The sequence below is a fragment of the Lysobacter sp. CCNWLW3 genome, from assembly GCF_036697405.1.
Classification (GTDB): domain Bacteria; phylum Pseudomonadota; class Gammaproteobacteria; order Xanthomonadales; family Xanthomonadaceae; genus Lysobacter.
Map to the genome: position 1 here is coordinate 793,480 of NZ_JBAHWA010000001.1, position 12,482 is coordinate 805,961.

General features: G+C 67.0%; 10 protein-coding genes and 1 tRNA gene. All 11 read right to left on the reverse strand.

Annotated elements, in window-relative coordinates:
* Positions 1-78 precede the first annotated feature (78 nt).
* The 11 genes from rimP to nuoF all read right to left on the reverse strand — a co-directional run bounded on the left by rimP (position 79) and on the right by nuoF (position 12,471).
* Complete coding sequence (gene rimP / locus V1318_RS03555) at positions 79-651, reverse strand: ribosome maturation factor RimP (RefSeq protein ID WP_332937745.1); 573 nt, start codon at positions 649-651, stop codon at positions 79-81.
* Between the two features lie 250 nt (positions 652-901).
* Positions 902-978 (reverse strand) — tRNA-Met (locus tag V1318_RS03560).
* Positions 979-1,124: 146 nt separating this feature from the next.
* A complete protein-coding gene (nuoN, locus tag V1318_RS03565) occupies positions 1,125-2,570 on the reverse strand; it encodes an NADH-quinone oxidoreductase subunit NuoN (protein WP_332937746.1) in 1,446 nt (481 codons plus the stop codon).
* A gap of 3 nt (positions 2,571-2,573) precedes the next feature.
* Complete coding sequence (locus V1318_RS03570) at positions 2,574-4,097, reverse strand: NADH-quinone oxidoreductase subunit M (protein WP_332938332.1); 1,524 nt, start codon at positions 4,095-4,097, stop codon at positions 2,574-2,576.
* Positions 4,098-4,147: 50 nt separating this feature from the next.
* Entirely contained in the window at positions 4,148-6,301 is a 2,154-nt protein-coding gene (gene nuoL / locus V1318_RS03575) for an NADH-quinone oxidoreductase subunit L (RefSeq protein ID WP_332937747.1), read from the reverse strand.
* Positions 6,302-6,306: 5 nt separating this feature from the next.
* The gene (gene nuoK, locus V1318_RS03580; RefSeq protein ID WP_200944187.1) at positions 6,307-6,603 is read right to left on the reverse strand and encodes an NADH-quinone oxidoreductase subunit NuoK; all 297 of its coding nucleotides are present in this window, start codon (positions 6,601-6,603) and stop codon (positions 6,307-6,309) included.
* Positions 6,604-6,644: 41 nt separating this feature from the next.
* On the reverse strand, positions 6,645-7,280 hold the full coding sequence (locus V1318_RS03585; protein WP_332937748.1) for an NADH-quinone oxidoreductase subunit J: 636 nt from the start codon (positions 7,278-7,280) through the stop codon (positions 6,645-6,647).
* Between the two features lie 9 nt (positions 7,281-7,289).
* Positions 7,290-7,778 carry an NADH-quinone oxidoreductase subunit NuoI gene (gene nuoI / locus V1318_RS03590; RefSeq protein WP_332937749.1) on the reverse strand — a complete coding sequence of 163 codons (489 nt, stop codon included), beginning with the start codon at positions 7,776-7,778 and terminating at the stop codon, positions 7,290-7,292.
* A gap of 17 nt (positions 7,779-7,795) precedes the next feature.
* Complete coding sequence (nuoH, locus tag V1318_RS03595) at positions 7,796-8,860, reverse strand: NADH-quinone oxidoreductase subunit NuoH (protein ID WP_332937750.1); 1,065 nt, start codon at positions 8,858-8,860, stop codon at positions 7,796-7,798.
* Between the two features lie 15 nt (positions 8,861-8,875).
* Positions 8,876-11,107, reverse strand: a complete 2,232-nt coding sequence (gene nuoG / locus V1318_RS03600) for an NADH-quinone oxidoreductase subunit NuoG (protein ID WP_332937751.1) — start codon at positions 11,105-11,107, stop codon at positions 8,876-8,878.
* Positions 11,104-12,471: an NADH-quinone oxidoreductase subunit NuoF gene (nuoF, locus tag V1318_RS03605; protein WP_332937752.1), complete on the reverse strand. Its 1,368-nt coding sequence runs from the start codon at positions 12,469-12,471 to the stop codon at positions 11,104-11,106. The genes nuoG and nuoF overlap by 4 nt, the downstream gene beginning before the upstream one ends.
* Positions 12,472-12,482 lie beyond the last annotated feature (11 nt).

The window sequence follows — 12,482 nt, forward strand, 5'->3', positions numbered from 1 at the left end:
ACGGGTCGGCTCGCGGGCCGCCGGCTCTAGGGTTGGTTAATGCTCGTTAGACTGCCAATTCGTCGCGAAGCCGGGCTCTTATGAGGTCTTGGGCTTCGTCTGTTTGTTCTTGCCGTCCTTCGGCTTGGGCTTGCCCGGCTTGGTAGGCGCCAGACCCAGCGCGGCCCAGTCCGGAACCAGACGCGCCTTGTCGATGTTCGAGAACGGCACGCTGAAACGCGCGCCGTCGATCGCGAACACCACCTGCGCGCCTTCCACCCCGACGATCTCGCCCTGCAGCCTGCGCCGGCCCTCGTGCGGCAGCTTCAGGCCGACCTTGGCGGTCTGGCCGGCGAAGCGCGCGTAATGGTCCAGCGCGAACAGCGGGCGGTCGATGCCCGGGGACGACACTTCGAGGGTGTAGTTGCCGCTGATCGGATCTTCGACGTCGAGCTGGGCCGACACTTCGCGGCTCACCGCTTCGCAGTCTTCGATGGTGACCAGGCGCGGCTCGCCGTCGGCGCCGCTGGCGTCGTCGGCGGGCACGTCGATGTACAGGCGCAGCACCGCGCTGCCGGGCGACGGCAGATACTCGGCACCGAGCAGCTCCACGCCCAGCGAACGGATCGTCGGGGCGAGCATCGCGGCGATTTGGACGGCTTTATCCGACACGCGCATGACTCCTGCAGCTTCGATCGACCGACAGCGCTTGCGGGATCGATCTCTTCGTTGAACGTTGTTTGACGAAATCCGAACGCGAAAAACAACAAGGGGCCCGGTGGGCCCCTTGTCCGTACAACTGGATTTCGGTGTGTTGGCGCGAGCAGAGCGCCATCACAAAGCCCGACCTGGTTCGAAAAGAAAGCCTCAACGATGAGGCTTTCTGCCGACCGCCGATGAACCGGCGATCGCGAACCTAAGCTGGTAGCGGGGGCAGGATTTGAACCTGCGACCTTCGGGTTATGAGCCCGACGAGCTGCCAGACTGCTCCACCCCGCATCAGGCCGACCATCATAACGGCCGGCTAACCTTACTGCAAGCCCGCATTCACTTTTATTTTCAACATCCAGTGATTGGGGTTTGCCGCGACACACAACATATAGGCGTCCGGCCGCTTTTCAAGCGCCGGCCGCAACAATATTTTTTCAGCCCGCGAAGGCCTTCTGACACCAGGCCATGATCGGGTTCCAGGCCAGGCCCAGCGCCAGCAGGGCCAGGGCGTTGACGCCGAAGACCACGTTCAGCGGACGGTCCTCGCGCAGCGGCGGCAGCTCGCCGTCGGGCTCGTCGAAGTACATCGCCTTGATCACGCGCAGGTAGTAGAAGGCGCCGACCACCGCGAACACGATGCCGACGATCGCCAGCCACATCATCCCGCCCTGCAGGGCGGCGCGCAGCACCGCCAGCTTGGCCCAGAAACCCAGGAACGGCGGCAGGCCGGCCAGCGAGGCCATCACGCACAGGACCAGGCCGGCCATCCACGGGCTGCGGGCGTTGAGGCCCTTGTAGTCGTCGATACGGTCGGCCTCGAAACCGCGGCTGGACAGCACCACGATCGCGCCGAAGGCCGCGGCCGACATCAGCGAGTAGCTGATCGCGTAGAACATCGCCGCCGCCAGGCCCTGCTCGCCGCCGCCGGCGATGCCCAGGAACAGGAAGCCCACGTGCGAGACCGTCGAATAGGCCAGCAGGCGCTTGAGGTTGGTCTGGACCAGCGCGCTGAGGTTGCCGATCGCCAGCGACATCACCGCCAACCAGGCCAGGGCCAGGCGCCAGTGGTCGTCGAGCGGGCCGGCGCCGACCTCGAGCAGGCGGTAGGTCATGCCGAAGGCGGCCAGCTTGGGCGCCGAGCCGATGAACAGGGTGATCGGGGTCGGAGCGCCCTGGTAGACGTCCGGCAGCCACATGTGGAACGGCGCGGCGCCGAACTTGAAGGCGATGCCGGCGACCACGAACACCACGCCGGTGATCAGCATCAGCGAGGACGGGTTGCCGTAGGCGCTGGCGCCGATCTGGCCCAGGTCCAGCGAGCCGGTGGCGCCGTAGATCAGCGACAGGCCGTACAGCAGCAGGCCAGAGGCCAGCGCGCCCAGCACGAAGTACTTGATCGCCGCTTCCGAAGCCAGGGGGCTGTCGCGGTCGATCGCGACCAGCGCATAGGAGCACAGCGCCAGCATTTCCAGGCCGAGGTAGATCATCACCAGGCTGCCGGCCGAGACCAGCAGCATCATGCCGGCGGTGGCGAACAGCATCAGCACCGCGACCTCGCCCTTGTACAGCTCGCGCTCGCGCAGGTAGGACCAGGTGTAGACCATCGACAGCACGCTGACCACGCCGATCGCCAGCTTGAGCACGTCGGCGGCGGTGTCGCGCACGAACATGCCGCTGAGCACGGTGCCCTGCCCGCCCACGCCGAAGGCGATCAGCGCGGTGGCGGCGATCAGCACGGCGATCGCGAAGGCGTGGCTGACGATGCGACGGCGCTCGGGCACGAACAGGTCGATCATCAGCAGCGCGAACGCGCCGACGATCACCACCAGCTCGGGCAGCAAGGGCATCAGGTCGGCGAGTCCTCGTACAGGCATGTTCATGCGTTACAGCCCCATCTGCAGCTTGGAGGTGGCGATCTGCGTCGCCAGGTTGGCGATCGCCGGTTCCATCAGGTCGGTCAGCGGCTTGGGCCAGATGCCCAGCAGCAACACGCCGGCGGCGAACACGCCCAGCACCAGGGCCTCGCGCGGGTTGATGTCTTCCAGCTCGGCGACATGGGCGTTGCCGACCTCGCCCCAGATCGTGCGCTTGACCAGCCACAGGGTGTAGGCGGCGCCGATGATCAGGGTGGTCGCCGCGGCGAAACCGATCATCGGATGCTTCTGGAACGCGGCCAGGATCACCATGAACTCGCCGACGAAACCCGAGGTGCCCGGCAGGCCGGAGTTGGCCATCGCGAACAGCACCACGAACGCGGCGAACCAGGGCATCACGTTGGCCACACCGCCGTAATCCTTGATCATGCGGCTGTGCATGCGGTCGTAGAGCACGCCCACGCAGGTGAACATCGCGCCCGACACGAAGCCGTGGCTGATCATCTGCACCATCGCGCCCTGCAGGCCCAGGCGGGCGGCGTCGGCGTTGCCGTAGTCGCGCACCAGGGCGAAGGAAATGAAGGTACCCAGGGTGACGAAGCCCATGTGCGAGACCGACGAGTACGCGATCAGCTTCTTCATGTCGTCCTGGACCAGGGCGACCAGGCCGACGTAGACCACCGCGATCAGGCTCAGCGCGATCACCAGCCAGGCCCACTCCTGCCCCGCGTCCGGTACCACCGGCAGGGTGAAGCGCAGGAAGCCATAGCCGCCGATCTTCAGCATGATCGCGGCCAGGATCACCGAACCGGCGGTCGGCGCCTCGACGTGCGCGTCCGGCAACCAGGTATGCACCGGGAACATCGGCACCTTGACCGCGAAGGCGATCAGGAACCCGAAGAACAACCACATCTGCTCGGTCGCGGTCAGCGACAGCGGATACCAGTCGGCCAGCTGCCAGCTGCCGCTCTTCAGGTACAGGTAGATCAACCCGACCAGCATGAACACCGAGCCGAGGAAGGTGTACAGGAAGAACTTCACCGCGGCGTAGACGCGGCGCGGGCCGCCCCATACGCCGATGATGATGAACATCGGGATCAGCATGCCCTCGAAGAACACGTAGAACAGCATCGCGTCCATGGCCGAGAACACGCCCACCATCAGGCCCTCCAGCACCAGGAAGGCGGCGTAGTACTGGCTCACGCGCTTGTCGACCGAGCCCCAGGCGCTGATCAGCACCAGCACGGTGACCAGGGTGGTCAGGCCGATCAGGGCCACCGAGATGCCGTCCGCGCCGAGGTGGTAGCGGATGTCGTAGGCCGGGATCCAGGCCCGGTCCTCGATGAACTGCATGCCGGCGTTGGCCGGGTCGAAACCGGTGAACAGCAGCACGCTCAGGACCAACGTCACCAGGCCGACGGCCAGCGCGAACCAGCGCGCGGAACCGGCGCGCTGGTTGCCGAACGCCAGGGTGGCCAGGCCGCCGACTATCGGCAGCCAGATGATCGCGGAGAGCAAGTAGGTGCTAAGCAAGGGTACGGTGCTCTGCAAGGGCTCGGGGCTCACGTCTCGGTCCTTGTCTGTTAGCGCCAGTAACGAATCAGCACGGCCAGCAGTGCAATCAGGCCGAGGATCATCGCGAAGGCATAGTGATAGAGATAACCGGATTGCGCGCGGCGCACGATCCCGGCGACGAAGTCGACCACGCGCGCGCTGCCCTCGACGATGCCGCCGTCGATGACGCGGCTGTCGACCTCGCGCGAGGCCTTGCCCAGGCGCACGCCGCCGCCGGCGAAGCCTTCGATCCAGAGCTTGTCGAAGTAGTACTTCTCTTCGAGCACGTGCACCGGCCAGGCGAACAGCTTGCGCGCCTTGGCGGGCAGCTCGGGCTTCCACCAGTACATGACCGTGGCCAGGGCGAAGCCGGAGAAGGCCAGCCAGAACGCGGGCGCGGTGAAGCCGTGCAGCGCGAACTTCAGCGGGCCGTGCCAGGCCTCCTTGCCGACCAGGGCGATGGTGTCGCGCGCCGGTTCGAGATCGATCGCGCCGAGGAAGAACGGCAGCTGCTGGACGTGGCCGGCCCAATCGGTGCCGAACAGCATCGGCCCGGCGGTGAAGTAACCGATCAGCACCGACGGGATCGCCAGCAGGATCAGCGGCAGGGTCACCACCCAGGGCGACTCGTGCGGCTCGTGCGCGCCGTGGTGGCCGTGGTCGTCGTGCGCATGCTCGTCATGGGCATGCGAATCGTGGGCATCGTGATGCGCGCCGTGACCGTGATCGGCGTGGGCGTCGCGGAAACGCTCCTTGCCGTGGAAGGTCAGGTAGAGCAGACGGAAGCTGTAGAACGCGGTGACGAAGGCGCCCAGCAGCACCGCCCAATAGGCGTACTGCGAGACCCAGGTCGCGTGCGCGCCGCTGGCGGCGTGGTGCGCGGCCTCGATGATGGTGTCCTTCGAGTAGAAACCGGCGAAGAACGGCGTGCCGACCAGGGCCAGCGTGCCGAGCAGGCTGGTCCAGTAGGTGATCGGCATGTACTTGCGCAGGCCGCCCATCTTGCGCATGTCCTGCTCGTGGTGCATACCGATGATCACCGAGCCCGCGGCCAGGAACAGCAGCGCCTTGAAGAAGGCGTGGGTCATCAGGTGGTAGACCGCCGACGAGTAGGCCGACACGCCCAGCGCCACGGTCATGTAGCCCAGCTGCGACAGGGTCGAGTACGCGACCACGCGCTTGATGTCGTTCTGGACGATGCCCATCAGGCCGGTCCAGAAGGCGGTGGTGGCGCCGATGAACAGCACGAAGTTGAGCGCGGTGTGCGACAGCTCGAACAGCGGCGACATGCGCGCGACCATGAAGATGCCCGCGGTCACCATCGTCGCGGCGTGGATCAGCGCCGAGATCGGGGTCGGGCCTTCCATCGAGTCCGGCAGCCACACGTGCAGCGGCACCTGCGCCGACTTGCCCATGGCGCCGATGAACAGGCAGATGCAGATCGCGGTCGCGGCCGACCAGACCACCGGCTCGGCGGTGACCTGCCAGCTTTGGCCGAACAGGCTGAAGCTGCCGCCCCAGATGCCGATGGTGCGGCTGGCGATCTCGCCGGCCTTGGCGAAGACCACGCCGTAGTCCAGCGAACCGGTCGCCCACAGCACGCCGGCGATGCCCAGCAGGAAGCCGAAGTCGCCGACGCGGTTGACCAGGAAGGCCTTGAGGTTGGCGAACACCGCGGTCGGGCGCTTGAACCAGAAGCCGATCAGCAGGTACGACACCAGGCCCACCGCTTCCCAGCCGAAGAACAGCTGCAGGAAGTTGTTGCTCATGACCAGCATGAGCATCGAGAAGGTGAACAGCGAGATGTAGCTGAAGAAGCGCTGGTAGCCCGGGTCCTCGGCCATGTAGCCGATGGTGTAGATGTGCACCAGCAGCGAGACGAAGGTGACCACCACCATCATCATCGCGGTCAGCTTGTCGATCATGAAGCCGACGTTGGCCTCGATGCCGCCGACCTGGAACCAGGTGTAGAGGTTCTCGTTGAACGGCAGCGCGGCCTGCGCCACCAGCTGCCACAGCACGTAGCACGACAGCGCGCAGCTGACCGCGACGCCGAGGATGGTGACGGTGTGCGAGCCGGCGCGGCCGACCTGGCGCCGGAACAGACCGGCGACGATCGCGCCCAGCAGGGGCGCGAGCACGATCGCGAGCAGGACGGACTTGGAGAGTACGACGGGTTGCATGCCGGTCAGCCCTTCATCGAGTCGATTTCAGCGACGTTGATCGTGCGCCGGTTGCGGAACAGCGTGACCAGGATCGCCAGGCCGATGGCGGCCTCGGCGGCGGCGACGGTCAGGATGAAGAACACGAACACCTGACCGGCCGGGTCGGCCAGCTGGCGCGAGAACGCGACGAAGTTGATGTTGACGGCGAGCAGCATCAGCTCGATCGACATCAGCAGCACGATCACGTTCTTGCGGTTGAGGAAGATGCCGGCGACGCTGATGCAGAACAGCACCGCGCCCAGCGCGAGGTAGTGGCCCAGGGCCAGGCCGGCTCCAGAAAAGAATGTGCCGAAGAATTCGCTCACGGCTTGGCCTCCTCGACGGGCGCTTCGGGTTCGGGCGGCGGCGGCTTGACCGCGTCCATCTTGACCATGCGCAGGCGGTCGCCGGCGCGCACGCGCGCCTGCTCCGACGGGTTCTGGTGCTTGGCGCCCGGACGGCGGCGCAGGGTCAGCATCACCGCCGCGATCACCGCCACGGTCAGGATCACCGCGGCGACCTCGAACGGCAGCAGGAAATCGGTGAACAGCGCGCGCGCCAGCCAGGCGGTGTTCTCGCCGCCGGAGGCGTCGGCGGTCAGCGGCGTGGCGACGTTGGCCTTGACCCCGATCAGGGTCAGCATCTCGACCAGCATCACCACCGCGACCAGCAGGCCGACCGGCAGATAGCGCACGTAGCCCTCGCGCAGAGGCGCAACGTCGATGTCGAGCATCATCACCACGAACAGGAACAGCACCATCACCGCGCCGACGTAGACCAGGATCAGGGCCACGCCGAGGAACTCGGCGCCGGCGATGATCCACACGCAGGCGACCGAGAAAAAGGTCAGCACCAGGCTGAGCGCGGCGTGCACCGGGTTCTTGACGCTGATCACCGCCACCGCGGCGGCCGTGGCCGCGAAGGCGAAGACGAAGAAGGCGATCTGGGCGAGATCCATATCAAATACTCAGCGGAAGGCGGCGTCGGCAGCGCGGCGCTCGGCGATCTCGGATTCGAGACGGTCGCCGATCGCCAGCAGCTGCTGCTTGGTGACGATGTTCTGTCCGCGCTGGTCGAAGTGGTATTCGTGGATGTGGGTCTCGACGATGGAGTCGACCGGGCAGGACTCCTCGCAGAATCCGCAGAAGATGCACTTGAACAGGTCGATGTCGTAACGCGTGGTGCGGCGGGTGCCGTCCTCGCGCTTGGTCGAGTCGATGGTGATCGCCAGCGCGGGACACACGGCCTCGCACAGCTTGCAGGCGATGCAGCGCTCTTCCCCGTTGGGATAGCGGCGCAAGGCGTGCACGCCGCGGAAGCGCGGCGACTGCGGCGTCTTCTCCATCGGGTACATCAGCGTGTACTTGGGCTTGAACAGGTACTTGAGCGTCAGCCCAAGGCCCTGCGCGAGCTCGATCAGGAGCAGGCTCTTGAAGTAGGAAACGATGCGATTCATATCGAAGAGGCCTGTCCTTACACGTTCGGCAGGAACACTTTGTAGTACGCCATGACGGCGACCACGCAGATCCAGGCGATGGTCAGCGGAATGAACACCTTCCAGCCCAGCCGCATGATCTGGTCGTAGCGGTAGCGCGGGAACGAGGCGCGGAACCAGATGAAGCAGCTGGCGAAGAAGAACACCTTCGCGAACAGCCACCACCAGCCGTCGACCGAGAGGAACGGAATGCCCAGGCCCTGGAACGGGCTCAGCCAGCCGCCGAGGAAGAAGATCGAGGTCAGGAAGCTGATCAGGATCATGTTCGCGTATTCGGCCAGGAAGAACAGCGCGAACGCCGAACCCGAATACTCGACCATGTGGCCGGCGACGATTTCCGATTCGCCCTCGACCACGTCGAACGGCGCGCGGTTGGTCTCGGCCACGCCGGAGATGAAGTACACCACGAACAGCGGCAGCATCGGCACCACGAACCATTCCAGCGCGCCGGCGTTGCCGGACTGCGCCATCACGATCTGGGTGAGATTGAGGCTGCCGGCGCCGACCATCACGCCGACCATGGCGAAGCCCATCGCGATCTCGTAGGACACGACCTGGGCCGCAGCGCGCATCGCGCCGAGGAAGGCGTACTTCGAGTTCGAGGCCCAGCCGGCCAGGATGATGCCGTACACGCCCAGCGAGGTCATCGCCAGCAGGTACAGCAGGCCGGCGTTGGCGTTGGACAGCACCGCCTGCGCGTCGAAGGGCACCACCGCCCAGGCCGCGAACGCGGGCGCCAGGGTCAGCAGCGGCGCCAGCTTGTACAGGAAGGGCTCGGCGCGGGCCGGTTGGATCACTTCCTTGAACAGCAGCTTGAACACGTCCGCGAAGGCCTGGAGGATGCCCATGCCGACGTACATCGGACCGCGGCGCACGTGCATCCAACCGATCAGCTTGCGCTCCCAGACCACGTAGAACGCGACCGTGATGATCACCGGCATGGCGATCAGCAGGATCTTCAGCACGATCCAGGCGACCGCGCCGGCGTTGCCGAACGACAGGAACCATTCGCGGGTCGGGTCGACCAGTTGGGTAGTGAACATACCGTCCGTCATGGCTTAAGCCCTCCCCGCCTGGACGCGGCTGGCGCCGAGCGGCGCGGTGGCGCCGTGGCCGCTTTCGATCCAGACCGTGCCGCGTGCGACCTTGTCGCTGGTGGCGACCGGCAGGGTGGCGGTGCCGGCGGCGGCGGCGAACTTGCCGACCACGCCGTCGGCCAGGCCGGCGGCCTGCGCGTCGAGCGGATGCAGCACCGCGCGCGGTGCGAGATTGAGCGGATGCGACTGCAGCGCGGCCGAGCGGCGCACGGTGGCGTCGCTACGATAGATCGCGATGCTGGCGGCGACTTCGAAGCCCTCGCCCGCCGCGTTGGCGGCCTTGCCGGCGGCCGGCTTGAACGAACGCGGCTGGATGCCGGCGCGCAAACCGGCCAGGTCGGTGAAGTCGAAGCCGGCGGCGCCGAGCTCGCCGCCCAGCGCGCGCAGCACGCGCCAGCCGGCGCGTGCCTGGCCCGGCAGCTTGCCGCCGGCGCTGGCGCCCTGGTCGCGACCGTCGAGGTTGGTCAGGCTGGCGTCGATTTCCGGCAGCAGGCCGATCGGCAGGATCACGTCGGCGACCGCGAGGGTCGAACGGCAGGCGTAGTGACTGAAAGCGACCACCTGGGCCTGGCCCAGCGCTTTCAGCGCGACGGCGGTGTCGGCGAAGTCCAGGCCCGGCTCGATGCCGTAGATCAGGTAAGCGCCGCGCGCGTCGGCGAGCATGCCCTGGGCGTCGCGCGCGCTCGGCAGCACGCCGTGGCGGCTCAGGCCCAGCGCGTTGGCGCCCTGCGGGATGCGGCACAGCGCGGCGCCGGTGGCGGCGGCGAAATCGGCCGCGGCGGCGCGGATCGCGGACGCGTGCGGACCGTTCTCGGCCAAGGCGCCGAGCACGATCGCGACGCGGCTGCCGGCCTTGGCGGCGTCGCGCAGGCCGGCGTCGGCGAGCGCCGCGGCCAGCTGCGACGGCGCGACGATGTGCTTGCCGGCGATGTCGAAGGTGAAGTCGAAGTCGACCGGATTGACCACGTGCACCTTGGCGCCGCGGGTCCAGGCCTTGCGCACGCGCTGGTGCGCGAGCGGCAGTTCGTGGCGCAGGTTGCTGCCCACGATCACGATCACGTCGGCCTGCGACAGCTCGGCGACCGGCATCGCGAAGGCTTCGGCGACGGCGGCGTCGGACAGGTCGTGCTGGGCGATGCGGTGATCCAGGTTGCCGGTGCCCAGGGCGCCGGCCAGGCGCGCGAGCAGCGCGCCCTCCTCGTTCGAGGTCGCCGGATGGGCGAGCACGCCCAGCGCGTCGGCGCCGTTGTCGCGCAGGATCTTGGCGGCGCGCGCCAGCGCGTCCTCCCAGGTGGTCTCGCGCCACTCGCCGCCGTCCTTGACCATCGGCGCGGTCGCGCGGTCTTCGGCGTACAGGCCCTGGTGCGAATAGCGATCGCGGTCCGACAGCCAGCATTCGTTGACGGCTTCGTTGTCGCGCGGAACGCTGCGCAGCACGTCGCCGCGGCGCACGTGCAGGAACAGGTTGCTGCCCAGCGCGTCGTGGTAGCCCAGCGATTCGCGCGCGGTCAGTTCCCAGGGACGGGCCTGGAACTGGAACACCTTGTTGGTCAGCGCGCCGACCGGGCAGACGTCGATCACGTTGCCGGACAGCTCGGTGGTCAGCGGCTTGCCGTCGTAGGTGCCGATCTGCAGGTTCTCGCCGCGGTACATGCCGCCCAGCTCGTAGGTGCCGGCGACTTCCGCGGTGAAGCGCACGCAGCGCGTGCACTGGATGCAGCGGGTCATCTCGGTGGCGACCAGCGGGCCCATGTCTTCGTCGGGCACCACGCGCTTGCGCTCGGCGAAGCGGCTGACCGAGCGGCCGTAGCCCATCGACAGGTCCTGCAACTCGCACTCGCCGCCCTGATCGCAGATCGGGCAGTCCAGCGGATGATTGACCAGCAGGAATTCCATCACGTTGCGCTGCGACTTCAGCGCCTTCTCGCTGCGGGTGACGACCTTCATGCCGTCCATCACCGGCGTGGCGCAGGCCGGCGCGGGCTTGGGCATCTTCTCGACTTCGACCAGGCACATGCGGCAGTTGGCCGCGATGCTGAGCTTGTCGTGGTAGCAAAAACGCGGGATCGGGATACCGGCCTTGTCCGCGGCCTGGATGATCATCGAGCCCTTGGGCGCGGCCATCTCGACGCCGTCGATGAAGACGGTGACGTGGTCCGGCGGCAGGTTCGGGTTTACGGGCTGCGCACTCATGCGGCTACCTTCTCCACCGTGCCTGCGGCTTCATCGTCGACCAGGAAACGCTTGTTCACGATCGCGTACTCGAACTCGTTCCAGTAGTGGCGCAGGAAACCCTGCACCGGCCACGCCGCGGCTTCGCCGAAGGCGCAGATGGTGTGGCCCTCGATCTGGCCGGCGGCGGCGCGCAGCATCTGCAGGTCTTCCAGCGTGGCCTGCTTCTCGACGATGCGGGTCAGCATGCGGTACATCCAGCCGGTGCCTTCGCGGCAGGGCGTGCACTGGCCGCAGCTTTCCTTGAAATAGAAGCGCGCGATGCGCTGGCAGGCGCGGACCATGCAGGTGGTCTCGTCCATCACGATCACCGCGCCCGAGCCGAGGCCGGAACCGGCCTTCTGGATCGCGTCGTAATCCATGGTCAGCCCCATCATGGTCTCGCCCGGCAGCACCGGCATCGAGGAACCGCCCGGGATCACCGCCTTGAGCTTGCGGCCCTCGCGCATGCCGCCGGCCATCTCCAGCAGGTCGGCGAACGGCGTGCCCAGACGGATCTCGAAGTTGCCCGGCTTGGCGACGTGGCCGGACACCGAGAAGATCTTGGGACCGCCGTTGTTGGGCTTGCCGAGGTTGAGGAACCACTCGGCGCCGTTGCGGATGATCGCCGGCACCGAGGCGTAGGTCTCGGTGTTGTTGATCGTGGTCGGCTTGCCGAACAGGCCGAAGTTGGCCGGGAACGGCGGCTTGTAGCGCGGCTGGCCCTTCTTGCCCTCCAGCGACTCCATCAGCGCGGTTTCTTCGCCGCAGATGTAGGCGCCGGCGCCGAGCGCGCCGTAGATGTCGATGTCGATGCCGCTGCCCAGCACGTTCTTGCCCAACCAGCCGTGCTCGTAGGCTTCCTTCAGCGCCTGCTCGAAATGCTCGAACGGCTCGTGATGGAATTCGCCGCGCAGGTAGTTGTAGGCCACGGTCGAACCGGTGGCGTAGCAGGCGATCGCCATGCCCTCCACCACCGCGTGCGGGTTGTAGCGCAGGATGTCGCGGTCCTTGGCGGTGCCCGGCTCGGACTCGTCCGAGTTGCACAGGATGTACTTCTGGGTACCGCTGCCCTTGGGCATGAAGCTCCACTTCAGGCCGGTCGGGAAACCCGCGCCGCCGCGGCCGCGCAGGCCCGAACCCTTGACCATGTCGACCACCTGGGCCGGATCGATCTTCTCGCTCAGGATCTTGCGCAGCGCCGCGTAGCCGCCGGTCTTGAGATAGTTCTCGTACGACCAGGGCGTATCGAAATGCAGGGTCGTGTAGACGACCTGATGCTCCTGCGGAGCCGGGCCGACCGGACCGTAGCCCTGGGAATAGTCGTGGTGATCGTGGTGCGCCATCTGGCCCTGCC

Bases quoted from the DNA above. Each gene is read 5' to 3' on its own strand.
- nuoN (WP_332937746.1), bottom strand. From the start codon at position 2,570: ATGAACATGCCTGTACGAGGACTCGCCGACCTGATGCCCTTGCTGCCC.
- nuoL (WP_332937747.1), bottom strand. From the start codon at position 6,301: ATGCAACCCGTCGTACTCTCCAAGTCCGTCCTGCTCGCGATCGTGCTC.
- V1318_RS03585 (WP_332937748.1), bottom strand. From the start codon at position 7,280: ATGGATCTCGCCCAGATCGCCTTCTTCGTCTTCGCCTTCGCGGCCACG.
- nuoI (WP_332937749.1), bottom strand. From the start codon at position 7,778: ATGAATCGCATCGTTTCCTACTTCAAGAGCCTGCTCCTGATCGAGCTC.
- nuoH (WP_332937750.1), bottom strand. From the start codon at position 8,860: ATGTTCACTACCCAACTGGTCGACCCGACCCGCGAATGGTTCCTGTCG.
- nuoG (WP_332937751.1), bottom strand. From the start codon at position 11,107: ATGAGTGCGCAGCCCGTAAACCCGAACCTGCCGCCGGACCACGTCACC.
- nuoF (WP_332937752.1), bottom strand. From the start codon at position 12,471: ATGGCGCACCACGATCACCACGACTATTCCCAGGGCTACGGTCCGGTC.